At 67.7% G+C, this 26,001-nt stretch carries 28 protein-coding genes, 3 pseudogenes and 1 riboswitch; of the genes and pseudogenes, 12 read left to right on the forward strand and 19 right to left on the reverse strand.

All coding sequences use genetic code 11. The features are described 5' to 3' along the window. Positions 1-151: 151 nt before the first annotated feature. The 5 genes from ABZ454_RS02835 to ABZ454_RS02855 all read right to left on the reverse strand — a co-directional run bounded on the left by ABZ454_RS02835 (position 152) and on the right by ABZ454_RS02855 (position 3,639). Entirely contained in the window at positions 152-304 is a 153-nt protein-coding gene (locus tag ABZ454_RS02835) for a hypothetical protein (protein WP_359535786.1), read from the reverse strand. Positions 305-574: 270 nt separating this feature from the next. Beyond that, on the reverse strand, positions 575-1,168 hold the full coding sequence (locus ABZ454_RS02840; protein ID WP_359535787.1) for an SRPBCC domain-containing protein: 594 nt from the start codon (positions 1,166-1,168) through the stop codon (positions 575-577). Positions 1,169-1,220: 52 nt separating this feature from the next. Beyond that, positions 1,221-1,832, reverse strand: coding sequence for a TetR/AcrR family transcriptional regulator (locus tag ABZ454_RS02845; RefSeq protein WP_359535788.1), 612 nt, complete (start codon positions 1,830-1,832; stop codon positions 1,221-1,223). Positions 1,833-2,450: 618 nt separating this feature from the next. After that, positions 2,451-2,801, reverse strand: a complete 351-nt coding sequence (locus ABZ454_RS02850) for a DoxX family protein (protein ID WP_359535789.1) — start codon at positions 2,799-2,801, stop codon at positions 2,451-2,453. Positions 2,802-3,042: 241 nt separating this feature from the next. Continuing rightward, entirely contained in the window at positions 3,043-3,639 is a 597-nt protein-coding gene (locus ABZ454_RS02855; RefSeq protein WP_359535790.1) for an LLM class flavin-dependent oxidoreductase, read from the reverse strand. 97 nt (positions 3,640-3,736) lie between these two features. On the opposite strand from ABZ454_RS02855, the gene ABZ454_RS02860 reads away from it, so the two are divergent. Next, on the forward strand, positions 3,737-4,075 hold the full coding sequence (locus ABZ454_RS02860) for a helix-turn-helix domain-containing protein (protein WP_359535791.1): 339 nt from the start codon (positions 3,737-3,739) through the stop codon (positions 4,073-4,075). 277 nt (positions 4,076-4,352) lie between these two features. Here ABZ454_RS02860 and ABZ454_RS02865 read toward each other — a convergent pair whose 3' ends face one another. Then, positions 4,353-4,931: a suppressor of fused domain protein gene (locus tag ABZ454_RS02865; RefSeq protein ID WP_359535792.1), complete on the reverse strand. Its 579-nt coding sequence runs from the start codon at positions 4,929-4,931 to the stop codon at positions 4,353-4,355. A gap of 227 nt (positions 4,932-5,158) precedes the next feature. Further along, positions 5,159-5,548, reverse strand: a complete 390-nt coding sequence (locus ABZ454_RS02870) for a MerR family transcriptional regulator (RefSeq protein WP_359535793.1) — start codon at positions 5,546-5,548, stop codon at positions 5,159-5,161. An 84-nt stretch (positions 5,549-5,632) separates the two neighbouring features. Between ABZ454_RS02870 and ABZ454_RS02875 the strand changes: the two genes are divergently transcribed. After that, a complete protein-coding gene (locus tag ABZ454_RS02875; RefSeq protein WP_359535794.1) occupies positions 5,633-6,289 on the forward strand; it encodes an SDR family NAD(P)-dependent oxidoreductase in 657 nt (218 codons plus the stop codon). A gap of 248 nt (positions 6,290-6,537) precedes the next feature. Here the strand turns inward: ABZ454_RS02875 and ABZ454_RS02880 are convergent. Continuing rightward, positions 6,538-6,783: pseudogene (locus tag ABZ454_RS02880) on the reverse strand (transposase family protein); the annotation flags it as partial. 250 nt (positions 6,784-7,033) lie between these two features. After that, positions 7,034-7,717 (reverse strand): GNAT family N-acetyltransferase, encoded by a 684-nt coding sequence (locus ABZ454_RS02885; protein ID WP_359535795.1) that lies wholly within the window; start codon positions 7,715-7,717, stop codon positions 7,034-7,036. Between the two features lie 212 nt (positions 7,718-7,929). Here ABZ454_RS02885 and ABZ454_RS02890 point away from each other — a divergent pair. Then, a pseudogene (locus ABZ454_RS02890) lies at positions 7,930-8,169 on the forward strand (transposase); the annotation flags it as partial. A 137-nt stretch (positions 8,170-8,306) separates the two neighbouring features. On the opposite strand, the gene ABZ454_RS02895 reads toward ABZ454_RS02890, so the two are convergent. The 3 genes from ABZ454_RS02895 to ABZ454_RS02905 all read right to left on the reverse strand — a co-directional run bounded on the left by ABZ454_RS02895 (position 8,307) and on the right by ABZ454_RS02905 (position 11,390). Further along, entirely contained in the window at positions 8,307-9,059 is a 753-nt protein-coding gene (locus ABZ454_RS02895) for a 3-keto-5-aminohexanoate cleavage protein (protein WP_359536164.1), read from the reverse strand. 934 nt (positions 9,060-9,993) lie between these two features. After that, the gene (locus ABZ454_RS02900) at positions 9,994-10,395 is read right to left on the reverse strand and encodes a nuclear transport factor 2 family protein (RefSeq protein ID WP_359535796.1); all 402 of its coding nucleotides are present in this window, start codon (positions 10,393-10,395) and stop codon (positions 9,994-9,996) included. Further along, the gene (locus ABZ454_RS02905; RefSeq protein ID WP_359535797.1) at positions 10,392-11,390 is read right to left on the reverse strand and encodes an NADP-dependent oxidoreductase; all 999 of its coding nucleotides are present in this window, start codon (positions 11,388-11,390) and stop codon (positions 10,392-10,394) included. The genes ABZ454_RS02900 and ABZ454_RS02905 overlap by 4 nt, the downstream gene beginning before the upstream one ends. 122 nt (positions 11,391-11,512) lie before the next feature. On the opposite strand from ABZ454_RS02905, the gene ABZ454_RS02910 reads away from it, so the two are divergent. The 3 genes from ABZ454_RS02910 (at position 11,513) to ABZ454_RS02920 (ending at position 13,714) form a co-directional block, all read left to right on the forward strand. After that, the gene (locus tag ABZ454_RS02910; protein ID WP_359535798.1) at positions 11,513-12,388 is read left to right on the forward strand and encodes a LysR family transcriptional regulator; all 876 of its coding nucleotides are present in this window, start codon (positions 11,513-11,515) and stop codon (positions 12,386-12,388) included. 464 nt (positions 12,389-12,852) lie between these two features. Continuing rightward, on the forward strand, positions 12,853-13,275 hold the full coding sequence (locus tag ABZ454_RS02915) for an ATP-binding protein (protein WP_356314846.1): 423 nt from the start codon (positions 12,853-12,855) through the stop codon (positions 13,273-13,275). Between the two features lie 208 nt (positions 13,276-13,483). Continuing rightward, a complete protein-coding gene (locus tag ABZ454_RS02920; RefSeq protein ID WP_359535799.1) occupies positions 13,484-13,714 on the forward strand; it encodes a hypothetical protein in 231 nt (76 codons plus the stop codon). 498 nt (positions 13,715-14,212) lie between these two features. Here ABZ454_RS02920 and ABZ454_RS02925 read toward each other — a convergent pair whose 3' ends face one another. Next, positions 14,213-14,539, reverse strand: a complete 327-nt coding sequence (locus ABZ454_RS02925) for a MerR family transcriptional regulator (protein WP_356314532.1) — start codon at positions 14,537-14,539, stop codon at positions 14,213-14,215. 795 nt (positions 14,540-15,334) lie between these two features. Here ABZ454_RS02925 and ABZ454_RS02930 point away from each other — a divergent pair. Further along, positions 15,335-15,733: an ATP-binding protein gene (locus ABZ454_RS02930; protein ID WP_359535800.1), complete on the forward strand. Its 399-nt coding sequence runs from the start codon at positions 15,335-15,337 to the stop codon at positions 15,731-15,733. Positions 15,734-15,843: 110 nt separating this feature from the next. Then, entirely contained in the window at positions 15,844-16,161 is a 318-nt protein-coding gene (gene mihF, locus ABZ454_RS02935; protein ID WP_359535801.1) for an integration host factor, actinobacterial type, read from the forward strand. Between the two features lie 390 nt (positions 16,162-16,551). On the opposite strand, the gene ABZ454_RS02940 is transcribed toward mihF, so the two are convergent. Beyond that, a complete protein-coding gene (locus ABZ454_RS02940) occupies positions 16,552-17,616 on the reverse strand; it encodes an aldo/keto reductase (protein WP_359535802.1) in 1,065 nt (354 codons plus the stop codon). Between the two features lie 117 nt (positions 17,617-17,733). On the opposite strand from ABZ454_RS02940, the gene ABZ454_RS02945 reads away from it, so the two are divergent. Together ABZ454_RS02945 and ABZ454_RS02950 are read left to right on the forward strand one after the other, a co-directional pair. Then, positions 17,734-18,567 (forward strand): helix-turn-helix transcriptional regulator, encoded by an 834-nt coding sequence (locus ABZ454_RS02945; RefSeq protein ID WP_359535803.1) that lies wholly within the window; start codon positions 17,734-17,736, stop codon positions 18,565-18,567. A gap of 353 nt (positions 18,568-18,920) precedes the next feature. Continuing rightward, positions 18,921-19,661 carry a class I SAM-dependent methyltransferase gene (locus ABZ454_RS02950; protein ID WP_359535804.1) on the forward strand — a complete coding sequence of 247 codons (741 nt, stop codon included), beginning with the start codon at positions 18,921-18,923 and terminating at the stop codon, positions 19,659-19,661. A gap of 3 nt (positions 19,662-19,664) precedes the next feature. On the opposite strand, the pseudogene ABZ454_RS02955 reads toward ABZ454_RS02950, so the two are convergent. Beyond that, positions 19,665-19,754: pseudogene (locus ABZ454_RS02955) on the reverse strand (AAA family ATPase); the annotation flags it as partial. 193 nt (positions 19,755-19,947) lie between these two features. On the opposite strand from ABZ454_RS02955, the gene ABZ454_RS02960 reads away from it, so the two are divergent. After that, the gene (locus ABZ454_RS02960; RefSeq protein WP_359535805.1) at positions 19,948-20,700 is read left to right on the forward strand and encodes a DUF6193 family natural product biosynthesis protein; all 753 of its coding nucleotides are present in this window, start codon (positions 19,948-19,950) and stop codon (positions 20,698-20,700) included. A 414-nt stretch (positions 20,701-21,114) separates the two neighbouring features. Here the strand turns inward: ABZ454_RS02960 and ABZ454_RS02965 are convergent, their stop codons facing one another. From ABZ454_RS02965 to ABZ454_RS02980, 4 genes are all read right to left on the reverse strand, one after another. After that, positions 21,115-21,534: a hypothetical protein gene (locus tag ABZ454_RS02965; RefSeq protein ID WP_359535806.1), complete on the reverse strand. Its 420-nt coding sequence runs from the start codon at positions 21,532-21,534 to the stop codon at positions 21,115-21,117. Between the two features lie 51 nt (positions 21,535-21,585). Continuing rightward, on the reverse strand, positions 21,586-22,416 hold the full coding sequence (locus tag ABZ454_RS02970) for a heavy metal-binding domain-containing protein (RefSeq protein WP_359535807.1): 831 nt from the start codon (positions 22,414-22,416) through the stop codon (positions 21,586-21,588). A 77-nt stretch (positions 22,417-22,493) separates the two neighbouring features. Then, positions 22,494-23,387 (reverse strand): heavy metal-binding domain-containing protein, encoded by an 894-nt coding sequence (locus ABZ454_RS02975; RefSeq protein ID WP_359535808.1) that lies wholly within the window; start codon positions 23,385-23,387, stop codon positions 22,494-22,496. Between the two features lie 695 nt (positions 23,388-24,082). Next, positions 24,083-24,865, reverse strand: coding sequence for an SDR family NAD(P)-dependent oxidoreductase (locus tag ABZ454_RS02980; RefSeq protein ID WP_359535809.1), 783 nt, complete (start codon positions 24,863-24,865; stop codon positions 24,083-24,085). 53 nt (positions 24,866-24,918) lie between these two features. Between ABZ454_RS02980 and ABZ454_RS02985 the strand changes: the two genes are divergently transcribed. Further along, entirely contained in the window at positions 24,919-25,353 is a 435-nt protein-coding gene (locus tag ABZ454_RS02985; RefSeq protein ID WP_359535810.1) for a MarR family transcriptional regulator, read from the forward strand. A gap of 548 nt (positions 25,354-25,901) precedes the next feature. Next, a riboswitch (ZMP/ZTP riboswitch) is annotated at positions 25,902-25,987 on the forward strand. Positions 25,988-26,001: the final 14 nt, after the last annotated feature.

Consider the following 26,001-nt stretch of genomic DNA (forward strand, 5'->3'; position numbering starts at 1 on the left):
ATGACCGCCGTCGACAAGTGGCGACCAGCGAATATCCCGACCGAGCACCACCCGTGACAACACCCCGGGCTGGTCAGCGGCCCCCGCACCCCCGGATCAGCTGCCCTGAGACGGGGCTACACCTACCAGCATTCGCGGACCGGGCTGTCGATCAAGATGTGGCCGTTTCTGCGTCCCATGCGCGTTGTTCTTCGGCGACGCGCGCTTCGTCTTCGACGGTGTGGCTGCCGACGGCGCGGTTGCCGTAACCATGGTGGACGACGAGGATCTGGTTCTTGTCCCCATACTTGTCGCGGGCGATCACTTGGTACTCCTTCGAGATGACGCCGGCAGCGTACTGAACGGTCCGACGGGCGGCCTCGTACGGGCGGTCACGTATGGGCGGTCACGCCCCGGGACAACCGCCCGCTCAGTAACCGCCCTTCAGCATCGCCGCGGTGACCCGCCACAGCCCGACGCCCTCGTCATCGTCGCGGCCTACGCCGAGGAAGCGGCGGCCGACCCGGTGGCCCGCATCCTGGACGGGTTCTTGCCATGACGGGCCGGGCCCCGGCCGTCAGGGCGACCGGGGCCGTCACTCACGCCCCACCGCCTCGACCCGCCGGGCCAGGGCCTCGTTCATCGCGCGGAACTGCGGGAGCGTGTCGGCCCTCAACTGCCCCTCCACGAACGGCACCGCGACTCCGGTGAAGGATTCACTCTGCGTAAGGCGGACGCGATGGTCCCCGATCTCCTCGATGACGAACCGGTGCTCCCCGTCCGCGATCCAACCGGGCCCCATCTTGCCGATCCACCGCAGCTCCCGACCCGGCTCCGCGGTCAGGACTTCCGGAGTGAAGACGGTGTTCCCGGTCCTGTCGTGCATCACGTTGCGCAGGGTCGCGCCCTCTTCGAGGCGTCCGCCCTTCGACGTGACCTCCGACGAGGTCATGAACGGGTTCCACTGCGGATAGGCGGACAGGTCGGTCAGCACCTGCCAGACGTGGTCGGACGACGCGTCGATCTCGAGGGAGGCGGTCAGCCGGACGGGGTGGGTGTTGCTCCACGCCGTGTACCCGCCGAGCAGGGCGACGAGCCCAGCCCCGGCCCCGAGGAGTACGCGGCGCCTGCGGTGCCGGGCGGGAGTCGGGGGCGTATCGGTCGGCGTGGCCGGTAAGGCGGTGGTCATCGTCGGACTTCCTCTCCATCAAGGGCACAAGGGGGTGCGGCGGGGACCGGCCTCAGGCGGAGGCACCCCGCAGCACGCCGGTCACGAGCCGGTCGACGTACATCGCGTCGATGGGGCGACCGGTGATGAGCAGCCGGTAATACAGAGCGCCGGCCAACTGGTCGAAGAGCACCTCGGGCTCGACGTCGTCGCGCAACTCGCCCGCGTTCCGCGCCTGTTCGATGAGCCGGAGCACCAGGGCGTTTCGCCGGGCGAACATGGCCTGTACGGCGGAACCGATGTCCGCGTGGCGCGCAGCGGCGGCGGCGACCTCGGCGACGAGCCCGGCGGACGTGTCACCGGACGCTGCGGGGCGTCCGGCGAGCCGCATCCGGTCGAGGCCGTCGACGATCGCACTGAGGTAGCCCGTGAGATCGGCGCGCACGTCACCCCGGTACTCGACGGGGACCTCGTCCTGCATTCGCGCCACGACGGCGACGACAAGGTGATCCTTGGTGGGCCACCGCCGGTAGAGCGTGGTCTTGGCGACCCTGGCCTTCACCGCCACTTCGTCGACCGAGAAGGCGTCGTAGCCGCGATCGAGCAGCAACTCCAGGGCCGCGCCGGTGATTCGGGCATCCGCCGCCTCGCTGCGCGGCCGACCGCGCCGGACTGCCGGTTCCATGAGCCCACCCCTTATCGCTACGACCGTCTCGTAAAACGAGGGTAGCGTCGCGCCCTGCATTACGCAACGACAGTAGCGAAAAGGTGCGAGAGCCTGGACGCCCGCGTCGCCGCGATCGTGAGGCACGTCGCCCGCGTCAGTCGCCTCTCACCGTCAGGCACCGGCCGCCGGCAACGGGCCCGTGCCGACGGCTCCTCGTCCCTCTCGTCCTCGGCCCTCCACGCCTCCGCCCCCGGTATGCAGAGGGGGATGAGGAGCCGTGCGGGCGGCGAACTCCTCCCGAACACGGCCTCATCGGGAAGACTCGGCGAAAGAGCGCCTCGTCCCCCGCAGCCCTACGGCGGTCGACCGGGCGAGCGTCTCCCGCACCGCCGGCTCGACGGGAAACGGCTCACCGCTCCAGCGGGATCCCGTAGCCCGCCGCGGCGTTCGGGGGTACGGTCTCGCTCGGTTCTCATGGGTCTCGACAACCACATGATCACCAGCCCACGTGCCTGCTCTGCTTTCCGGCACCCCGTGCCGCCCAATGGACTTGACGACACGTAACTCATGAGACCGGGGAACCGGACCAGTCCCCATCGCGCAATGCCAATGCCCGCCCCGTCGCCGGGACAGTGGTCAGAAAGTTGTGGCACGGAATGCGATGAGGGCGATGGAGACGGTCGTGAGGACGGCCGCTGGGGGTGCGCCCCTGTAGTCGCTGGCGCGCAGATGTGTGGCGACCGCGCCGACGAAATAGAGCGTCAGGCCGACGGCGGCGGCGAGGCCGAGGGCCCCCCACCAGAGCCCGATCACGAGGCCGCCCGCGCCGACGATCTGAGCGCTGCCCAGTAGCGGCAGCATGCGGTAGGGCAGACCAAGGGTGGACATCTGGTCGACAAGCCGCTTCGGCCGGGTGAACTTGGCTCCGGCCGAGACCAGAAGCACCGCTGACATGAGGGCGGCAACGATGGCATAGGTGATGAACATGGCGAGACCTCAGCTCTTCGACGGGGTGGAGCAGGGAAATATCGGATGGCCTGGTAGCGCCCTGTTTCGCAGGTCAGGCGTTGTCGAGCAGTAGGGCGCTGAGTCCTACGGACTTCGTGATCATGGCGTCACTTCCTGACGCCGGCCCATAAAAGCAAAACGCTCACCGTTGACTGAGTCTGCGAAATGGGCCCGACGGCCGGCTGGGCCCGGTCGGGACTGCCTCCCAGATGCACCAGCGTCATCGGCAGCCCCAAACGGCGGGCAGCCGTGCGCTGCCCGCAACCCTCCAACGGCTCTCCGCACCGGCGGCGCGCATGCAAGGCGGGGAACGAAGGCGACACCTTGCAGCGGAGGACGGAACTGCCCCGCCGCACGTGATCCCACCCCCTATGGCGATCATGCGCAGCAGGTCGACTTTCGCGGCAGAAACTTCTTCATAGCGCCCCATGCCGACGCCGAAAATCTCGAACGTCGCGGCGTAGGCACAGCGACGCGCCGTGATCTCGGCACGACCGCCTGAGATGAAGTCACCCTGCGCGAAGCCCTGGTAGCGACAGACAAGGTCGAGCACGCTCAAGACCGATACTGCAGGGGTCAGAGTGATGGAGGAGATTCTGGCAGCGACGGTTGCGAGAACGACTGCCGGCGAGGACACCGTGAACCTGGAGGTGCGATGGGCCCCGACGCCGAACACGTCGAGTCCTGCCTGATCCTCGAAGACGCCCACATCAACGGTGTCGCGGACTCGCCTCGGGCCGGTGTCACCTGGGAGCATGTCGGTGAGCGGGAAGACGCCGAGCTCGACCTCGGCGCTCTCCGGAGTGGTGCGTTGCATGCCTTCGACGTTAGGCAGCCGATAGGTACCTGAAGGTACCCTTCGGCTTGTGAGCCTCCGTCCCGGAACCGTCTTTCTCGCCGACTGTCCCGCCCGTATGGCCATCGAGATCATCGCCAGCAAATGGGCCGTGGTCACGCTGTTCGCGCTGAGTGACGGTGCCCTGCGGCACGGAGAGCTGGTCGAGCTCATCGGGGGCGTCTCACGCAAAGTACTGACGCAGACGCTGCGCCGTCTCCAGGACAACGGGCTCGTCGAGCGTCGCGTGTACGCCGAAGCGCCACCACGGGTGGAATACAGCCTGACCGAGCTCGGGCGCACCCTCGAGGAGCCGATCAGAAGGCTTACCGAATGGGCGAGAACCAACGGTGAGGCAGTCGTCGCCTTTCATGAGGCGGCTGAGGCGGCTGAGGCGGCTGAGGCGCAGGATGCCTAGACAGCGCCCTTCAGCCACACTGACCGTTTGTTTGGTATGGCGTTGGCTGACGGGCGGGAATCTGGACTGATCTGTTGCGCACCGAGCCTTACGAGCTCGTTGGCGCGCGGCGAGGGTACGGAGTCGTCCTCCAATCCCCGCCCCTGTCATCGCAAAGGCACTCGGCTATCACGACAAGACCGCCACCTGCCTGGTTACCGAAGCCGCCGGAACCTGGAGCCGATATACCCCTGGGCGATCACACGCGATGACCTCCGGGAACGGGTTGACGGACGCCTCACACCACCGACGCCCGGAAAGGATCAGTGGGATTGATCTCCGCGTCGTCGAAGAGTTGCTCCAACGCCTCATGCCCCTCGCGCCGGCGGAACTCGATTTCGGCGGCCGTCACAGGCAGGGCCCACAGAAGGCGGGCGTGCCCCCCGGGCAGCGGACAGCGCTCAAGATCAGGTCCGTGGAGATAGGGCAGGCTGATCAGCAGGTGGTCGCAGGTCGAGCCCGGCACCCATGGTTCACCGATCGGCATGCTGTGCTCCAGGTCGAGCTGGTGCCCTCCGCAGTGGTAGTAGGCGATCATGGCCATGAGGTCGATGAACCGCTGGTCGCGGACGTGGGCGGTCATGACGAACTCAAGCCCATGACCATCCTTCTCCATCGCGGCCCAGCATCCTGCGGTCACATAGGCCCAACTGTCGCTGCGCGGACCGGGGCCGACAACGAGAACCCGCAGGTCGGGCACAGCCTCGCGCCGTTCCCGCCCAAGGTCGCAGGCGACGGCCTCCACAAAATGCCCCTCGAAGAACGCCCGGACATGTGACTCAACGGCCTCCGCGGCCAGCAGCCTCGCATCACTCACCGCGCGATCATGCCAGAGCACAACCAATCGACCTCTCAGCGTCATGGTTCGTGGGCACCAGCCGCGAATACGCGACACCTCAACATGTGGGCCTACTGATCCCAGGGCCGTATGACGGTCTTCTCCGCGCGACTCGTCACCTTGTCTCGCGCAAGGGACAGGTGGGCTGGAATCTTCCGCATGCCCAGGGTGCGCCATAGGCGTCGGGTCCGATCCGACGACCCGGCCTATCGCGCGGTCTCGCGTGGCGCACCTTCACCGTTCCGCAGAGCCGTCTCGAGAACGGCGTCCAGAATTCGCCGGGAACTCTCCAGTTGGCTGATCGTCTCGGTGACGCGGGCGCGTTCGCGCCGCAACTCGCCGATGAAGGTCGGGCATCCGGATGGCACCGTCAGTTCGTCCTTGTCGCGCACACAGTGCACGACCTTGCCGATAACCGCGGTGGAGAGCCCTGCGGCGAGCATGGCCCGGATGTGGCGGACCATGGCGACGTCTGCCTCCGCGTACTCACGGTAGCCGTTGTCCAACCGTGCCGGCCGGAGCAGACCCTGCTCCTCGTAGTAGCGCAGCAGCCGCCTGCTCACGCCGGTTTCGAAGGCGAGGTCGCCAATTCGCATCCGGTGCCTTCTCCTTGACCTTCACATTGATGTGACCCCTTACCGTCCCCAGTATCGCTGATCACGAAATGGAGGGACCGGATCATGCCAAGTGCGGTGGTCATAGGTGCGGGACCGGGGATCGGGCAGGCAGTCGCCCGTCGGTTCGCCAGAGAGGGGATGCCGATCACGCTGATCGCCAGAGGCGGACAGACGCTGCGCGTCGTTGCGGAGGGGCTTGCTCCCTATGGCGTCCCGATCCTTACGTTGCAGGCCGACAGCACCGACCGAGCCGAGTTGGACGCGGCCCTGGACCAGGCCGTCAGAGAGCACGGCGTACCGGAGGTTGCCGTGTACAACGCCGCGCTCGTCCGCGCGGACGAGCTGGGAGAGTTGTCGGTGCGCGATCATATGGAAGCATGGGCGGTCAACGTGGTCGGCGCGCTGAATGCCGCAGCGCGCCTCGCGCCCGCAATGGCAGTACGAGGAAGCGGGACGTTCCTGGTCACAGGCGGCATGCCCCAGCCCAAGCCGGAGTATGTAAGTCTCTCCCTGGGCAAAGCGGGCGTCCGGACCCTGATCGCGCTACTCGATCAGCAGTACGGCTCCTTCGGAGTCCACGCGGCGAGTGTCACCGTGGACGGCCCGGTCGCCCCCGGCACCGACTTCGACCCCGACGACATAGCCGAGCACTACTGGCACCTGCACACCCAGCCGCGCCACCAGTGGGACCGCGAGGCGCTGCACGTCGGCCGCTCCTGACAGCGCGCGGCTGGAGTTGCCGCCGGACCCGGGCTGCCGGCTCCGGACAGCCCAGGGCCGTGACCTGCCTGAGCGGACTACGAGTGACCGTCGGGATCGGAGATCGGCCTCGTAGCACGGGAAACCGCTGCGTACGTGAGGGTGGCCACGTTCTGGCTGAGTTCGCCGGGTCACCGGCAGAGGCCGTGGAGACCGCGAAGGCGGAAGCATTCGTGCCGGCCTCATCGCCTCGGCGAGGGACGGGGTGAGGCGGCCAGGATGTCAACGGCCTCACGTATGGAGCGGTACACCGTCGCGACGCCGACGCGGACGCCGGCGGCCAACTGGGCGCAGGTGTCGCCGTACCGCAGGTGAGCCAGGGCGAGCATGGCTTGTCGCCTGGTCGTGAGATATCGCCACCGGATCACGATCTCCATCCGCCGGGAGCGAAGGTGCCGGTCCAGAAAGCACAGAGTACGGCTGGACAGATCGATCGACGACGGGCAGACAAGCAGGCGAGGCCCCGAGGCTCCGAGGCCCCGAGGCTCCGAGGCTCCGAGGCTCCGAGGCTCCGAGGCTCCGAGCACAGGTTGCCAAGACTCGCCGTCAGAAAAATGTCATTGGAGGTGGGGACTGAGTCTTTGCTTCGGACGCCTCAACGACCGCAAGGACGTGGTGGAGCGCTGTCAGGAGTCGGGTGTCCGCCGAGCCTCGATCCGCAGGAGTGCGCCGTGCATGAGGGCGGATCGCTGGTGTAAGCCAGTCCTACCGCCTGGAGGGAACCACCGGTCCCCGGGCGATCAGGACGTCGGCTTCGTGGCGCCAGCCGAGGGAGGAGTAGAGGCGCTGGCCTTCCTCGCTGGCGATGAGAAGACCGGTACGAGCTCCCCGGGCCACGGCGGCCTCCGCCAGAGCGCTCATCATGGCGCGCCCGAGGCCGCGACGCCGGTGCGCCGCGTCCGTCTCGATACGATCGGCGATCGCATCGGCGCCGACGACGGCGATGGTGCCCCGCGCCGCCACCTCTCCGGAGGAGTCATGGAGGGAGACCACCGTGACCGGCCCCTCCGTGCGCACCTCGCGCTCGTACGGCGCGGCGGGCGCGTGCTGCGGGTGCTCGGTGAGATCGGTCGTCATGAACCACTCAGACCGGTGGAGCAACTCCAGTCCGGCCGTGCCGACAACGGCTTCGACGCTGCCAGGGTGCAGCGTAGGTACCGTGAGCCAGGTGGTCTGCCGCGCGGCGGCGACGGCTGCCGCCAGCCGTGCCACGGACTCGGGCTCCTCGTCCGCACGGAGCGCGAACACTTCGACCTCGCGGCCGGGTTGGTCGCACTTGGACAGCAGGCCGTCCCCTGCGGACTCGACCGGCTCGGCCTCGGGCAGCGAGCGCGCCACGGTCCAGCCGTTCAGCCAGCGTCGTATCAGCTCTGGTTCGATCTTCGTCATCCGGCGATTAGAGCACGACCGCAACCGGTGGACAGGCGAATATTCGGCCGCCGCAATCTGCCGCGTCAGGCGACGCCGCTCTCCCTTTGACGGCCGGTCGGAACCCGGCCCAGGTCAACTGTCGTCGCTGATCGAACCGTTGTCGCCGAACCAGGGTCCAAGTCAGGTGCCGGACGGCCGAGAGAGTGCCGGGTCGGTAGACGTCGTGCAGGATCTTGCTCGTGCTACATATGGGGACCCAGTGGGACGATCTACCGCAGGACTTGGGCTTTGGGTCGGGCCTGACGCGCTAACGGCGGCTTGCCGCATGGAGCGAGGCCGGCGTCTGGCACCGGCTGCGTCTCGTGCTGCTGGCCAGGTTCCGAGCCGCGGGGCAGCTCTACTGATCGCGAGCAGTGATCGACTCCTCCCCCGCCCGGGCCGCTCGTACGGGGCGAGCGGCCCCAGGCCCGCCGCGGTCACTACACACGGCGCGATCACTCGTTCGCTGTGCAGCTCGGTCGAACCCGTCCCGCACCCGACACCACCCGGCCAAGATCCCCACACTTAAGCCGTTGACCAGGACATACACCGCAGCCCGACTGGAGTACTAGCGCTGCGGGGCGGACGTTCTGCCATTGGTGCCCATGGACTCGATCATGTCGCGTGCGGCACGGACGAGTGAGGCGTTGTCCTCGGCGGTGGTCCCGTCGGGCAAGTGGAGCACGTCTTCCAGGCCGATGCGCATGGACAGGTCGCGGGAGGAGGCCATGAGTAGGAGGGGCCATGAGGCGGGTCCTTCGCCGTGGAGGAGGAGGGGTGCTTCAGCGGCCGGTGAGAGTTCGCTTATGAGTCCGGCCGCCGTGGCTGTGACAGTCTGCGGATCAGAATCGGTGACCTCCGCCAGGACGCGCAGGACCCGGTGGGCCTCGGGCCAGGCAAGGAATCGTTGCGTGGCCCGGGTTCCGGAGTAGATGCCGGCTTCGATGCCGATCCCACGCTCCAGCAGTGCTGCTGCGACATCGCTGGCCCCGTCCTCGTGCCAGTTCACTGAGGCGTGATCGGGAAGGACAGTCCAGGAACGGATGTGGGCAGCACGCTGGGCGGGGTCGGGGAGGGTCCAGGCGCCGGTGGTGACGCCAACGGCGATGTTCGGAACCGCTGCTCGGACGGCGGTGACCGCCGCGGCGACGACGTGCGGTTCCAGAGTGTCTTCACCTTCGGGGGTCTTGGGATGGAGATGGATGTCCTGCGCGCCCGCGGCGACCGCTGCCTGGGCAGCGGTCGCCAATTCTGTCGGAGATATAGGGAGCACGGGGCATTCGGTGCGGGTCCGGGCACCGTTCAGACAGACTTGCAGCATGTGCGTGATCTTCGCAGACTGCACGGACTGCACGGCAGTACCCGCCCCGCCTGGTGACACGGTGTTGGTGCCGATGGGGACTGCGGAACCATCCGCCGGCACTGCGCCACCGTCCGTGACACCCAGACTCTCCCCCGAACGTTGCAGGTCGACGAGCGCATCCCCATGCACGACGTTCCGGCCTTTCCACCGAATGCGAACAACGACCATCAGGCGTACTCAGCGGGCGTCCGACCATCGAAGCCGCTCGGCGGTCCGCCCTCAAGGACACCGCCATCGAAGAACGGGGACGCTACTGACGCAGCCACAGTCGCGGGTTGCTGGAAGTACACCGGCGCCTTGGGACAGCCGCCGACGTTCCCCGAGCGTCTGCTGAGTCCAGGCCCTGCCGTGGAGTCGGCCCCCAGCAGGGTGGTGCGGACGGACGGCCCGTGGCGGCTGATCTGCCCACCCATCTGAGTCCGGTCACGAAAGGCAGGGGCGTCCAGACGCCTCGGAAGGCCGCACGCGCCGAAGCTTCGCCTCAGGACGGGGTCGGGCGAGCAAGGCGGTTGCCAGCCCTCCCCGTACGTCTGGTGACCGGGCGGCGGCCAGGTTTCCGTTTCGCTCCATGGGGCCAGAGTCGGTCCGCCCACCCCTTCCCACTCCGGGATCGCGCCTCCCAGTCGTCGGTGCACCGATCAGCCGAGCTCCGGCCCTCCGTGCCCGGCGAAAGATCTGACCTCGCGACCGTTCGAATGGCCATCACACTCCCGCTGCTGCCCCGACCGCCTGCCCGATCTGCCAGAGCGCAACCGATCCTGCCCGCATGCAACAGCGCATCGACCGGCTGATCGTCTCCCGTGCTGGGCCGTGCTGTTCGTCGCCTGCAATCGATACCCGGGCCCCGTCGGCAGGCATCCGGTGTCCGCCGGGCGCACTGCCTGGCCTCGCTCTAAAGGGCGTTGTCCAGCGTCAGGGTGAGCTCGGCGATCCGCCACCTACCGTCGGACCGGCGCAGGCCGAACGTGTAGACCCCGGTCGAGACTATCTGGATGCTCTCGCCTGTGTTTCTCGTCTGCAGGAGGTAGGCCCGCGCCTCGGCGGTGGCAGCGTCCGTCGTCGTGACCACGACGTTGCCCAGGTGGTGCCGCACCCTTCCGGTCTGGGCCGTGTGCCCGTCACGGATGAAGTCGAGCACCGCCGCGCGTCCGGCGACCGGGCCGAACGTCCCCTGTCCGGGCATCGTGGAAGTCCAGATGGTGTCTTCGGTCAGGACTGTTTCCAGCCCGGGCACGTTCAGCTCGTCCAGGGCGTGCGCGTAGTGCGCCACGGTCTGCTGGAGTTCGGCGATCATGAGGCCACCGTCAGCACAATCTTGCCTTGGACGTGGCCCTGCGCGGCTCGCGTGTGTGCACGGACCGCTTCGGACAGCGGGTAGATGCTGTCCACCCCGACCTCAAGGTTGCCCTCGTCGAACAGGTGCCCGATCTCGGCGAGCTGGGCGCCGTTGGAACGTACCTGAATGTTCGAGACGGTGATGTCCAGACGCGCCGTCTCTTCCGGGTCGTACTGGGCGAAGAACACCGGAAGCATGGTGCCGCCGCGCTTGAGCACGGTCAGGAAGCGTGCACTGTCCGGGCCGCCGACGGTGTCGATCACCAGGTCGACGCCGCTGACCACGTCCGCGGCCTGCGTCGTGGTGTAGTCGATGAACTCATCGGCGCCGAGCTTGCCCAGGAACTGCTCGTGCCGGCTTGACGCCACCGCGATGACGTGTGCCCCCTTCCACTTCGCCAGTTGCACCGCGAAGTGGCCCACTCCCCCGGCGGCCCCGTTGACCAGCACGGTCATCCCTGGCGTGATCGGCACCGGCTGGTGCACCTGGCCGGTGAAAGGAGACGGCACGTCGTGCCCGAGATCAACCAGGTACTGCCAGGCCGTAAGCACGGCCATCGGCGCCCCAGCCGCCTGCACGTGGTCGATACCGGCCGGCTTGTGCGCCAGGTCCGAAGCCGGCGCGGCCACGTACTGGGCGTACGTCCGGCCGTCGAACCCGGGGAACCGCAGCATGCCGAAGACCTCGTCACCGACGGCGAACCCCTGCACGTCCGGAGCGACCGCCTGGACCACGCCCGACATGTCAGTTCCGGGGATCAGGGGGAACTCCAGCGCCGGCCTCATCTCGGCCGGCATGATCTTCATCCCCTCACGCAGGTACCAGTCCGGCGGGTTGATGCCCGCCGCGTGCACCCGGACGAGCACCTCGCCCGGACCGATCTCGGGAACCGGCACCTCGTCGTACTGCAGAACTTCCGGCCCGCCCGCTGCGTGGAACTGGATTGCCTTCATCGCGCTTGTCGCTTTCTTGGGGAAACGTTGCTCCTTCAGTCAAAGCCCGGGACGGCATGCCCGTCCAAGACCCGTTCGGCAACCTGATCATTCCGAAACGGCATGACGCGTACCCTGGATGGGTGAACGATCTGGGACAGGATTTGGAACTGCGGCTGGTGCGCTACTTCACGGTCGTGGCGGCGCACGAGCACTTCGGCCGGGCCGCCGCCGACCTGCACGTAGCCCAGCCGGCGCTGAGCCGCCAGATCAAACGGCTGGAGAAGTACCTCGGCACACGGCTGCTGGACCGCACCCCCCAGGGCACCCGGCTCACTCCGGCCGGGCAGACGTTCCTCCCCCAGGCCCAGGACCTGCTGCAGGCCGCCCGCCAGGCCGAGCTGGCCGTGCGCGAACAACCCCGGACCGAACGAATCGCCATCGGCTACGTCGAAGACCTGGTGATCACTGCCGCCGTACGGGAACTGCGCCGCCGTTACCCCGACGCCGAGATCACCACCCGGCATCTGAGCTGCCGCGACGTCGGGGCACTGTCCGACAAGCGCGTCGACGCCCTGATCGCGCGAGCCCCACTACCACTCGTCGCCGACGACGTTTTCACCACGCCGCTGTACGAGGAGCCCCGGATGCTCGTGGTCCCCCGCGGCCATCCTCTGGCCGACCGTGCGTCGGTGACCGCGGAAGAATTGGCCGGCGAAGAGGCTGCGCCGTGTGCGTTCGAGACCTCGGACTGGACGTCCTACCGAATCCTCGGGGACGGCGTGCCGCCGATCGAGAGCTACGAGGACAAGCTCGAACTCGTCGCGAGTGGCGACGCGATCGCTGTGCTACCGGTCGGCGATCGGCGTAGCTCACTGCGTCCCGACCTCGTCACCGTCCCGATCGAGGGCGCTCCCCCCAGCCGGGTCGTCCTGGTCACGCGCAAGGGTGACCCGAATCCGATGATCAGGAATCTCCGGCTGGCAGCCACGGCCGTCCTGACCGCCCCGGCAGCCTGACCGGGACCAAGGCGGGCGATGACCATGACCATAGGCGACGCGTCCACCACGGCCTCCGAGTGGAGGTCCTCCGGCACCGCAGGCTGAACACCGCTCGCCGCAGGGATTGCCCGTCTTGGCACCGAGGCTCTCGTGTGTCTCGGGAAACGCCAAAGGCCTGCGCTCTTCTCGCAGGGTGCACAGGTCCGGGGCGCTGGAGTGCAGCAGGACACTCCCACGGCCCGGGCCCCTGGATCCGGACCCGAAACGATAACGCGAACCTTCCCGGTCCATGATCCAAAGCAGAGGAACGCAGGGGAAAGCAGGGGAATCCCGGGGGTCTATGAGTGCTCGCATCCGACTGTGGTGTGCAGTGTGATTTCGGGGGTATCCGATGAGCCTTAGCCGATGTTGCTCATGACGAGGGTGGCGGTGTGCTCCCAGTGGTGCCCGAAAACGAAGATGTGCCGCTGGCCAGCCGCCCGATGCTGTCGGCTCTGGCCCTCGTCGGCGACGAGCCGGTGGCCGAGGCCCGGCGCGTGGCCCGTGGGTTCTTGACCGAGGCGCAGGCCGTGCACGGAATACCGGTGTCGGACCGTGCGATGGGCATGGTGCAGTTGGTGGTCAGCGAGCTGGTGACCAACGCGCACAAGTACGCGCCCGGCACGTGCCTGATGAACCTGGAGATCGGCGACGGTGCCGTGGAGATCAGCGTGTGGGACACCGATCCGACGCTGCCGGTGGCCCAGGCCCCTGATCCGGGCCGGATCGGGCAACACGGCCTGGAGATCGTGATGGGCGTGTGCCGCAGCTTCGAGATGCGCCGCGAGCCGGTGGGCAAGCGCATCAGGGCCGCCGTCATGCTGGCCGACGACCCCGGCGGGGGGCCTGCGGGCCAGCTGATGTGACTGGCTCCACCTGTGGAAGGACGACTTCCGGAGCGTGGGCGCCGGAGTATTTCGTCGACGACCTGCTCAATGACATAGGTCTTCTGCGCCCGGGAGCACCTCTTGGTCAGGGCGCTCACCCACTGGGCTTCTTCAGCGGTCGGCAGATGAGCGGCTCTCCCAGTACCGCTAGCCGCGCACGCTTCACCTCCATGAGCAGCGTCTTCGCATGATCGAACCGAGATACCTCGAACCCGACGACCGGCCGGTCCGGCGCAAAGCGCAGCCGGCCGCGTTCACCGAGGCCCCGTACGCCTCCGACGCGACACGTGCGGATCGGCGGGGGGAAGCGGGAGGCAATGGGGAGGAACGCTTGAGGAACCGGCCGGCGGTCCCCCGCGACCACGCCCTGGCGGCTGCGGGCCAGTTCGTCGCGGCCGCCGCCCGGGACGTCGCCTGACCACCCTCGCCGCGGACCGCTGACCAGGGAACCCGCTGCCATAGGCGCCGTTCGCCCCTGGCACCCCAGCCCCCCAATCTGACAATTTCTGCGCCCGCTCGACGTCGACTGGACCGGTCCCAGACAAGCGGTCCCTCCGCAACGGCAGACCGTTCGCACGGCGTCGCCAGAAACCTGTCAGGCGCAGCCGAACCTCGGCTGGTGCTGGAGCACCGCCTGCCTCAAGGAGTCCATCCGAAGCAAGGCCAGTGGTCTGGTCGACGTGCACGTCGCGGCCGAAGGACTACGCGCCGCTGAAGCGTTGCTCCCGGAGAACGCCGCTGCTGTCTGCAAAAGGCCGGGCCCGCCGTCCACAGGGCGGCGGCCCGGCAGATCCCGCCGCCTCGCTGACCTCACCTCAGCTCCCGGGCCACTCGCTCACCGCCCCGGAGACCGAGCTGTGCGCTCGACTCCGGTCCCGACCGCACCCGAACGCCGAGATGCGGTAGGACCTACGTGCTACCCGCTGTGGTCCGGGGCGAGCCCCCGGCACTGGGCGTTGATGCGCTGGGCTTCTTCGAGCTGGTCCTCGAGGATGACGATGCGGCAGGCGGCCTCGATGGGGGTGCCCTGATCGACGAGCTTCCGGGCGCGGGCGGCGATGCGCAGCTGGTAGCGGGAGTAGCGGCGGTGGCCGCCTGCGGAACGCAGCGGGGTGATGAGGCGGGTTTCACCGATCGCGCGGAGGAATCCCTGGGTGGTGTTGAGCATCTCGGCGGCCCGGCCCATCGTGTAGGCGGGGTAGTCGTCGTCATCGAGACGGCCGTAGGAAGCGTCTGCTGTCATCGCACCTCTCTGTGGTACACGCTGGAGGGGCCCGGGTGCCATGTGGCACCCGGGCCCCGAAGGAACTGCTACACCATCTGCCGACCCTTGTCCTGCGTCGGCCTTCTGTTTCCGCCGACCCGGCCGAACTGCTGGCTGGGATGCGGGGATCGCGGTTGCTTGACCGGAGACCACCTCACTATCGATGTCCTGCGGTACCCGGACTCAAGACGTCCGCCCGGGCGATCCTGATGGCGCCTGGCTCCTCCGTTCTTTCCCTCTTGAATGAACTAAACTGCGTACTGCTGGTGGCCTGCAACAGCGCCACTCTCCGGCAGCCAGCCCCGTCGCCCGTCCTGCATCTGCTCTGGCTTAGAACCCCACTGCCGAACCTCCCGGCACGCGCGCCCGCAGCTGACGCCTTTACCGAGGAACTACTGCAAACCGCACTGCTGGTACCGCTCCTGGTGGCCCCTGATCACTGCGGGCCACCCGGTCCGGTCGTCAGCCCGTCGCCGTCCTGAACTGCTCTGCTCTGGCTTCGGAACTCCACCACCGCACCGTCCTGCGAACTGCACTTGCGGGTACTTCTGCCCGGCAGTTCATCTCTGCCGGGCCCTTCTCGATCTCGGCTACGAGAGAAACCATAATCACGCCCACCCCCCAATGTCTACTCCGGCCAACAGAGATTTTCGTGTGTTCGACAGTGAGGTAGTCCCTCTCGAACGGGCAGGAACGGGGTTGAGGGGCCTCAGGCCGGGCACAAGGTGCCGCACAGGGCAGACCGGGCATGACGATCCAGAAACGGGTGGCCTGATGGACACGATGAGCGTCAACGGCGAGGCCGGCCCTTCGGCGACCGCGGTCGCGGACGCACGCGATGCCACCCGGGCCTTTCTGGAAGCCCTCGGGCAGCCAGGCCTCGCCCCCGCAACGGCCGACACCGTCGTCCTGGTCGTCTCCGAGCTCGCCACCAATGCGCTGCGCCACGGCGGCGGAACCTTCACGCTCCGCCTCACCGCCCGCCCGGAGACCATCGAGGTAGCCGTCGACGACGCCAGTCCGCAGGCGCCGCTCATGCGCACCCCCGACCTGAACGGCGGCACGGGCGGATTCGGCTGGCCCATGGTCAACCGCCTCGCCCACACCACCGCCGTGACACCCCGGCCCGCCGGGGGCAAGACGGTGAGGGCCGTGCTCGCCCGGGCCCAGTAGCACCGCCACGCCCCTCTCCCCGCTGACCTGAAAGGAAGCGGTGAACACGCTGATCAACGGGTACACGGTCCGGCGATGACCCCCAGGATGCTACGGAAGGACAGACGCACATGACCCTCTTGCCGCCCCTTACCCCTGCTCAGCGCACCGAGGCCCTCAAGAAGGCGGCTGCGGTCCGCCACGAGCGCGCCGAGATCTTGGCGGCACTCAAAGACGGCCGCGTCTCGCTGAGGGAGGTGCTCGACCGGGGCGATCCGGTGGTGGGCAAGATATTTGTACGGCGCCTGCTGGAATCGCTGCCCGGTATCGGCAAGGTCCGCGCCGGCCAGCTCATGGACAGCCTCGGCGTCTCCGACCGCCGCCGCGTCCAGGGGCTCGGCACCGTCCAGCGCGCCAAGTTGCTGGGTCTGTTCGACACCGCCCGTTGACCGGACCCGAGCCCCTTCGGATCAGCCCTCAGTCGGGCCGCGTGGTGCACCTCCAGCGGCGAAAGGCACCGAGACGGCATGGCGACGTTGCAGAACGGGGGCCCGCCGCCATGACCAGGCTGGGGACGTCGTAGTCGGCATCCCTGACGATCACGACGATCGGTCCCCACCTGCCACTGCCCTGCGTCAATGAGCCGTTCCACGACTCCCTCGGAGCTGGGCGGCTGTGACCGCGGTCGCAACGTCGGCCGGCCCGAACCCGAACATCGGCAAACCGGCGCGTAGTTGCAACGGATCGCCATGGGAATCACGCCCCGTATCCGCGGCAGAGGTATGCCGAGGATCACCCCGGGGTCAGCGGTAGCGCTGCCCCCGGGGCCCGGCCGGGTGTCAGCGGCGGGTTTCGACCCTCAGGTTGCCGCGGGTCACCGCGCGCATCCTGTCGCTGGCCAGCATGTCGTGCGGGAAGCCGAGTGCGATCGCGCCGGCCTCCTCCAGGCGGGCCAGCTGGGAGGCCGTGAAGTCGACCTCCAAGGCGCCCAGATTGTCCTCCAGCTGCGCAAGAGTGCGGGCGCCGATAAGCGACGCCGTCACATCCGGGTTCTGCAGGGTCCAGGCCAGCCCGACCTGAGCGGTTGTACGGCCCAGCTCCGCCGCGACCTCCTTCACCACATCAACGATGTCCAAGGCGCGGTTGGTGAGTCCACCATTGGCGATGTTGAAATTCTTACGGGTGCCGTCGTCGCCCGCGGCGTTCGTCGCAGTCAGGTCGTCGCGGCTGTACTTGCCGGTAAGTATCCCGCCGGCCAGTGGCGAGTACGGCACTACGCCCAACCCCATCTCGCGTGCCATGGGGATCAGGTCACGTTCCCCGCTACGCTCGATCAGGTTGTATTCGATCTGCAGGGCGACCAGCGGCGACCAGCCGCGCAGGTCGGCGATCGCCTGCATGCGCGACACCTGCCAGGCCGGGGCGTTGGAGATCGCCACGTACAAGACCTTGCCCTGCCGAACCAGATCGTCCATACCGCGCAGGATCTCCTCGACCGGTGTCGTGAAATCCCACACGTGCAGGTAGAGCAGATCGATGTAGTCCGTATTGAGCTGTCGCAGACTGGCTTCGACCGACGCGAACAGGCTCTTGCGGTGCGGGCCCCCGGAATTCGGGTCGCCGGGCCGGCGCAGCGTGGTGTATTTCGTGGCGAGCACCAGGCTTTCGCGGTTGTCGCGGGTGAATTCGCCCAGCAGGCGCTCGGAGCTGCCGTTGGTGTAGGTGTTGGCGGTGTCGATGAAGTTGCCGCCGCGTTCGACGTAGAGCTTGAACAACTTACGTGCCTCGCCCTGCTCGGCGCCCCAGCCCCACTCGGTGCCGAAGGTCGCCGCGCCCAGCGCCAGGGGTGAGACCCGCAGCCCGGAGCGGCCCAGCAGCCGGTAGGTATCGAGGGTGAGCGACATCATGTCCTCCTGAACTTGTGATCCGTTGTCGAGCACAAGCCTGGGACCGCCGCGAGCCGGGGATAAGGGAAAGAAGTTCCTGGGAACATCAGTCCTACCCTGGCTGTTGGATCGAACATGACGACGCCCACCGTGGACACGGCACAGGAGCTGGCCGCGTTCCTGCGGACCCGGCGCGAACGCCTGGACCCGCACGACTTCGGCCTGCCGTCGCGTCAGCGGGCCCGGCGGACCCCGGGACTGCGCCGCGAGGAGGTCGCCGAACTGGCCGGGGTCAGCATCGACTACGTCGTGCGGCTGGAACAGGCCCGGGGACTGCGGCCTTCGGCTGACGTGGTGGAGGCGCTGGCCCGGGCGCTGCGCCTGGCTCCCGACGAACGCGTCTACCTCTTCAACCTGGCCCAACAGCGCCCCCGCAACGCAGACAAGCCCGCCACCACTGCAGCACCGCCGCTGGCCCGGCTGGTCGCCGACCTGTCGCCGCTGCCGGCCATGCTGATGAACCACCGCTACGACATCCTGGCGTGGAACGCCGAGATGGCGAGGCTGCTGCTGGATTTCGACACCCTGCCGCCGTCGCAGCGCAATGCGATGTGGCTGTGCCTGGTGCACCCGGAAATGCGCGAATTCTATGTCGACCGCGAGCGCGTCGTGCGGGAGGGAATCGCCCACCTGCGCGCCGCATGGGCCGCGCACCCGGAGGACCAGGCGTTGACCGACCTCATCGCTGAATGCACCACCCATAACGAGGAATTCGCGCGATTGTGGGCCGAGCAAAACGTGAAGGTCAACGGTCGCGGACACAAGGTCATGCGGCATCCGCGGGCCGGTGTGATCGCCGTGCACTTCGAAGTACTTATGCCGCTCCAAGATCCGGACCAGCGGTTGATGATCGGCCGCGCCGCGGACGCTGAGAGCCGGTCGGCATTGGACCGGTTGTGCGCACGGTGACGTCAAGCCGGCATTCCGGCGTGCCTTCGGAGTCCATCGGTGAGATCCGGGCCGAAAGCATGCCGCGCCGAAAACCATCCGCTCTGGTCCGCCGGAACTGACTCGTCTTCCCGACCTCCGGCTTCCGTGCGGTGGCCTTCTTGCGGGGCCGCATCTTCTGCACCGTGGCGGCCCTGCCTGGCAGCGGCGGACATGAACCCGGGGTGTCACCAGGTCTCCAGACCCTGGATCGGGTCGATCGATCCCACCCGATCGCATCGGCAGCCACACAGGGCACCCGTGAACCGGTGAACCTGCCCGGTCGCAGCACAATCGTGTTGACCGCTCCCGGCAGGCAGTGCTTGAGTCGGTGAGTGGACAGCATCTCTACCAACCGGCGTTTCTGGAACCAGATCAGCAGCGCCTACCAGCAAAAGCACGACCCGCAGATCGGCGCAACGCCCCGGCTGTGGGGCACGTACGCCATCCCCGACGCGCACCTGCACGCCCTGGGCGACGTCACCGGCAAGCGCGTCCTCGAACTCGGCTGCGGCGCCGGCCAGTGGTCCAGGGCGCTCGCCGCTGAGGGTGCCACCGTGGTCGGGCTCGACCTGTCCGAAGCCCAGCTCTCCGCGGCAGCTCGCGCGATGGGAGCGGCCCGCTACTCGCTGGTGCAAGGCGCCGCCGAACACCTCCCGTTCGCCTCCGACAGCTTCGACCTGGTGTTCTGTGACTACGGCGGCCTCAGCTGGGCGCCCCCGCACCTGGCCGTCCCACAGGCCGCACGCATCCTGCGCCGCGGTGGGCGCCTGGTGTTCAACGTCGCCAGCCCATGGTTCGAAGCCTGCTACGACGAAGCCGCCGGCCGCGTAACGACGACGCTGCAACAGGACTACTTCGGGCTGGACGCCATCGCCGAAAACGAGGGCGCGGTCAGCTATCAGCGCACCTACGGCGACTGGATCAAGGTCCTGTGCGGCGCAGGACTCGTCATCGACGACCTCATCGAGCCGCGACCGGAACCCGGAACAGTCAACGGCTACAACCAGACCGACCCGCCTGACTGGGCAAGCCGCTGGCCGGCAGAAATGCTCTGGGTGACCCACAAACCGTAAGCACCGGGGGAAGCCAGCAGCCTCGATCCTCCGTTCCGAGCGGCGCCGTGCCCAGTCGTCGCACTCGGGCATGAGCAGCTCGGCGAGGTAGCCTGGTAGCCATCTCCCGGGAGGTGGGCACGACTCACCGACGTCGCTACCCCACCCGACCCGACTCCACGTCAGCTCGTAGTGCCCGCGACAGCCCCACTGCTACCTCTCGTCGACGTCCGGCACAGCAAGCAGCCGGCGAGAAGCAAGGAAGAGCCGTTGACAACTGTCGGCACCAGCTGAAGGACGAAGCGTGATGTCTCAACCTGCCCCGGACCTGGCCAGTCTCTATCCCGAACTCGGTCAGGACGGCACGCTGCAGATTGTCCTGCAGAAAGCCGTTCACCAGGCCGGATATCGGTTCGAGGTGCTCCCCGAACGAGCTGGGGCGTGGAAGCGAACAGGAGCCCGGGCGGACAGTGACAGCCGGACGACGAACGCTCACCTGGGCATTCAGAACCGCTGCTTCATCATGAGTTTCTGGGACCGCGGTGTCGCGATGGCCAAGGGCACGACAACCATTTTGAACGAGGCTGCCGCAGCTACCGGGCTCTGGCAGTCCGGCGCCAACGTGGAAGATATGGCATCCGCATGCCCGTTCGTCCACCCCGGCCCGCTCGCCGAGGCTCACGAGCGCGGCACCGCCGTCGAGACCAAGTGGACGATCTACCGTCAGACTGCGGCGTCGCACGTCGACCATGACCTCATCGAAGCGTCCTACGCCCAGCCACGGCTTCGCGCCTTGTTTCCCTTCCATAGCCACAGGTCCCTGGCCTTCAGCCGCTGCACCGGTTTCCCCTACACCCACGACGCTCCCGTGGTTACACCCGTAAGCGGGAGATACCGCGTCACCTGGTGGAAGAGTCGCTCGCCTCAGGGACCGGCGGACATCGGCGAGACTGACAACCCGCGTGACGCAGTCGCCTTGGTCGTCGCCCACCTTCCCCCGGAGTACGGGCCGGCGGTCGCCGGCACTGCCGATGACCTTGACAAGTCAGTTTCCGCATAGGCTCCATGGAAATTCGCCTACGGCCACTTGGCCGCCTCGGCGTCGCATGCCCACGTTCCTGCACCGGTCGTCGCGGGAGGCGGTTGGGCTGGCCGGAACCGCCATCCTTACCTGATGAGCCGCAGGCTCGCCCGAGTCTCGTCCCCCATGGGGATGCTTCAGGGGAGGTTAGCGAGTGAGGGTTCGTTTCGATGCTGGGACTGGGACTGGGTGGGGGTGGGCGACCTGGTCGTGAGAAATGATGCCTGGCTACGGCCTCCGGGCCTCGCCGTATCGTTCGGGCCTCCGATTCCGATCCGCTGCTCCAAGCCTCGGTCACGAGCATGACACTGCGGGGGCTCTACCCGTTCACCGGCCTCGGAGTCAATGCCGCGGCCGACGAGGCGCTTGAGCGTGTGATGCGTGCTGTCGATGTCACTGGCCCAGCACCAGCTTCTGCAGTGCCGCGCGCGCCCGGCTATCGGACTCGGCGCGCCGCGCTATCACGGTCGCCAGCTCCGTCGCCCACTCGTCCAGCGCCATCGGCCTGTTCGACAACACCACACCGTGCACCACGGTGACCACCCGGGCCCGCGGGCATCCCAGCGACAGATCCAGAATCAGGCGCCGGTCGTCCAAGGACACTTCCACCTTGCTCACCGAGCCCTTGCGCCCTGAAAGCCGGTCGCTCATGGAGCGCCGGCGCTCGAACGTCACCGACCCGGATGGCAGGGCGTCCGCCAGCGAGTCCGTCAGGACCCGGGCGTAGATCTCCAGATCCGCCAAGTCCTGGCGCAGAGCGGCGGCCAGCATGTCGATCGACATGGGTGCAGCGAACTCCTGCTCTTCGCTCATCGTGTTACCCCGCACTCGAAGACCCGACCGACAGCACGGACGCAGCGCCTCTCACCCACCGAGACTCAGCACCATCGTCGGCCGTTCGATCTCGTGATCCGGCCGCAGTTGCCGGACCGCCGTACCGATCGAGAAGAACTCCGTGGTGTGCCCACCCCAGCGGTGATTGTGCGCATCCAGTTGCACACCGACGACGCCTTCCGCGTGCAGCGCCTCCGCCTCCGTCTGCATCCGTGCCATCGCCAGCTCGCGCGCGTCGTACAGGGCTTGGGTGAAGGGCTCGATCTCGACGTTCCTGCCGACGTTCGAGAACACCGCGCCCACCTTCTGGTGGGCGATGTGATAGACGCAGGTGCCCATCACCATGCCGAGCGGGGCGTATCCAGCACGAATCAGTGTCCAGAAGTCCTGCCCGGACAGGTCGGACGTGAAGGCCTGTCCCTTGTTGTTGCGCCATTTGCCGCCACCCGGAGGGGGGTTGTCGGCCTTGATGGCAGTGCCGATCGCAATGAACTCCGCGATGTCATTGCCGAACTCCCGGGCCTCCACCGTCAGCCGGACTCCGACGATCCCGTCCGCACCCAGCTGGTCCGCTTCCGCCTCCATACGAGACATCGCCAACTCGCGTGCGTGGTACATCGCCTGGCTGAGCGTCTTGAGCTCCTGGTTCTTTCCCCAGCGCCGCACCTGCATGCCGACGTGGTAGATCGAGCTTCCCAGCACCATGCCGAGCGGTTGGAAACCCGCCTCACGCACCAGGAGGAACTCATTCACCGACAAGTCGCTGGTGAAGATCGACCCGGGCTTCCCGGGTTCCAGCTCCGCCAGCCGTCGCATCGCATCCGCGGGAACGCCCCCGGCGCTCGGCTGTGACATCGTCATACCCCTACCCCTTTATCGCGCCGAACGAAGCCGGCACCCGCCCCGGCGTCGGCGGAATCGCTCTCGATGAGTAGCAACTAGTTGTTGCGTTCCATGATCTCCTGCGCCGGCCGTTCGTAGCCCCGGCGTTCCCCCTTCGAGCCGGGCGCCATTGCCGCCAGCCGCTCACGCAGCCGCTCGCCCCCGCTGCCCAGCGGCAGCACCGACAGCGTCTCCTGCGGCTGGCGCAGCGTGCGGAATCGGGTGATGGCGGTGCCGACCATCGTCGACTCGGCGACGTGGTCCCACTCCTCCGCGTTGTTGATGTTGAGGCGTGCCTGGTTGCAGGACCCCTTCCAGACACGTAGCTCGCTGTCGGCCATGACGACCCCGTCCGCACCGCACTGGGCAGCCCGCTGCCACAGTTGCTTCCTGGCGTCGGAGCGCACCTCGTTCACCAGCGCGCTCCACCCGCGCATCTCGACATTGCGCCAGGATTCCCGCTGGAGGGCCGACTGGTAGTCGTCGTGCCGTACGGCGATGGACATGCCCACCAGGAGTTCGACCGGCACCCATCCGGCCCCGAGCAGTTTCGCAAACCCCTGACCGTCCAGATGTGAGGTGAACGGCCGTTGAGGGCGCGCGTCCGGATCCGAGCCCCGCGCGCGTACCGCCGTCCCGATGACCTGGAATTCCAGGCAGTTGGGCTGGGCCATGAAGGGCGTCATGGTCAGGCCGGCGGATACCACTCCGTCACCGCCCAGCGCGCGGCACTCGGCCGTCATCCGCCCCAGCGCGGAGCGACGGGCCTTGTCGAACACCTCGACCAGTCCCGCGGAGGGGGCCCCGGACCCCGACACGGCAACCTCGGGTTCGGCACCGACATCACCGCCGCGGCGGGCGTACGAGTTGTAACCGGCCCATTCATACGTGCAGTTGTGATAACCCGAGTACTTACCGGTGGGCCCGATGTGGAAAACCGCAGATCCCATCACCTGACCCACTGGTTCGAAGCCGACCGACCGAATCGCCGCGAACTCCCCGGTCGAAAGGGCCGACGTCCACGTCCCACTCTTCTCCACCGCGGCCATCCGCTCGGCCGCGGCAGGCGGCAACCCCTGGCCGTCCCATGGCACCGACATGTGCCTCGCCTTCCTGTCCGGCGAAACGCCGACCATGCCCCATCGCATCTTAGTGCTATGACCACGGGTCTCGCCGGTTCAGCGTCTCCGGTTCCGTATCGGTCAGTAGGCGGTCGTCGCTGCCCAGGTTCGGACCAGGGTGCGGGCTCGGTGGATGTGGGCCCGGGGAGCGACGTCGTGGTCAGCTGGCTGCCGGATGGCGCGTCGCTGCCGCCCTGCCGGATTCGGCGCCGACTTGCCTTTTGAGCAGGGCGTTGGCGCGTACGGCGACGGCGTGGACGCCCTGATCGCGGCGTCGAACACTTGCCCAGGAGCGGTGAGTTCACCGCCCTCGGGCTCCCTGACCGGGTGGCGGAAGCCGGCTGCGGCGTTCTCGTAGCTGAGGTCGGTCAGGGTGGGGATGCCCAGAGTGGTGGCGAGTCGGTTCAGGGCTTCGCCCAGGCCGTGGGCGCGGGCACAAGGGGCGCCGTGCTCGCGGCCCGGGCGGACAGTGGTGACCCGGCTCGGCCATCCGTCCGGGGCTGCGGCCTGCCGGGCTGACGCCCTCACGATGCCTGGTCCTCGATCCAGGCCACTACGCGACCTCGCGCATGGGCATCGAATGCCTGCTCGTGGGGCTCTGCACGTTCGAACCGGTGGAAGTACGCGCCACGCACGCCGGCCAGCTCGGAGTCGAGGGCCACCCGAAGGACCGCCAGTGTCCCGTCATCGAGCGTCGAGGCGATGGGGAATCCTCCCTCGCTGACCATACGGGTGGGCATCTCCCGTGCGGGGTGGACGACGTTTACCGGAACACCGCCTTGAGCCAGCTCGATCGCGGACATCACCAACGCGACCTTGCTGCGACAGTACGCCTGGATCCCGTCATAGTCGCGCTCGTAGTTCAGATCGTCCAAGTCGATCGGCAGCTGCCCCATGCTGCCCACCTGCACGATCCGCCCGGCCGGAGTCAGGGCGCCAGACAGCTCCTGGGCGATCAGGTGTGGGGTGATCGCGTTCACCGCCATCCGGAGCTCGACGCCCGCGGTGTTGGTCTCCCTGGAGGTGGGATCGGCTCCCCCGCCGACCGCGGCATTGTTCACGACGAGGTCAAACCGGCCCTCGCTGACGACCGTATGACACATCCGCTGCACCGCCATGTGGTCGGACAGGTCGCACTCGACCACCAACGGTGCGGGTGCACCCATCGTCCCCGCAGCCGCCACCAGGTCATGCGCCCGCGTCGCGGTGCGAACGGGCAGTACCAGTCTCCAGCCACGCCGTGCCAAATCCATTGCGATCTCGCGCCCAAGCCCGGAGGCGGCGCCTGTCACCAAAGCGGTATTCATGCCTTGAAGACTATCAAGAGATTGATGTCTTTCAACGGTTGTAGGCTAAAGACATGGCACTGACGGTGAGCGAACGGCTTGGGTACGACATCAAGGCCACTGAGGTCGCGTTCATGGCGGCGAAGACCGAGGCGCTGAGGCCGATGGGCCTCACGGTGGCCCAGTACGCCGCCCTGCTGACGCTTCGTGACAACCCCGGCATCAGCGGCGCGGGTATCGCCAGGGCGTGCCTGGTCACGCCTCAGGCCTCAGCGGCCACCCTGAAGACTTTGGAGGCCAAGGGCCTCGTCGTGCGCGAGCAGGACGATTGGAACCGCAACAGCCGCCCCAATCGCCTCTCCGAGGAGGGGCGGCGCCTGACCGACCTCGCAGACTCCGCTGCCGAAGCAGTCGAGCAGCGCATGTACAGCGCGCTCTCCCCGGCCGACCGCGACGCACTGCGACGCATCCTCGGCCAGTGCCGCGCCGCGGTCGTGGCGGGCCCCTGACCCAAGCGACTCCGGCTGCTCGCCTCAAGCGACTCCAGCTGCTCGTCTCCTTGGGCGACGCACTTCAGCCCCCACCACGCCGGCCTTGGGGCATTCACGCAGGGTCGGCGGGAGGGGCGGGGTGGGTCGAGCGGATGTTGTGCAGTGCTACTCATGCGAGTCGCCCTACCGATGCCGCCCAGCTCGGACACAGCGGTACCGCGCAAACAAAGTGCACCAACCGTCTTGAGGCGTTCGCGAGAAGGGTTCAGTGGGATGTACAGAGTCGGTCTCAGTAGACAGTGACGACAGGCGTGGTGTCGGCGGAGGTCCAGCAGCACAGACTCTGCCGCATCGGCATGCGATTCTCCGAGTTGTCGGTACTTCTCGGCCGGCATCCAAACCGTCATCGCATGGCTCCGAAGATCTGACGCTCCGTGACAGCTCCACGGGAGTGAGCCAGAACCCGGAAACAGACGTCAGTGGCAAGGGGTCCAGTCGCCGTAAGTCGCGTCCCAGCCAAGGATGCTGAGCGGAGCGGTGTGAGCATGTGGCGTCTACTACAGTGGCGAGCGGGCCGTGACTGGCGCTGAGGTGGAGCACCACCGGGGAGCGGCCTGACGAGAAGTCGATGCCGTGCGCCTGGGCGAGTGGTAAGCAACGCCTGGA

This window comes from Streptomyces sp. NPDC005803, from assembly GCF_040630435.1.
GTDB lineage: Bacteria > Actinomycetota > Actinomycetes > Streptomycetales > Streptomycetaceae > Streptomyces.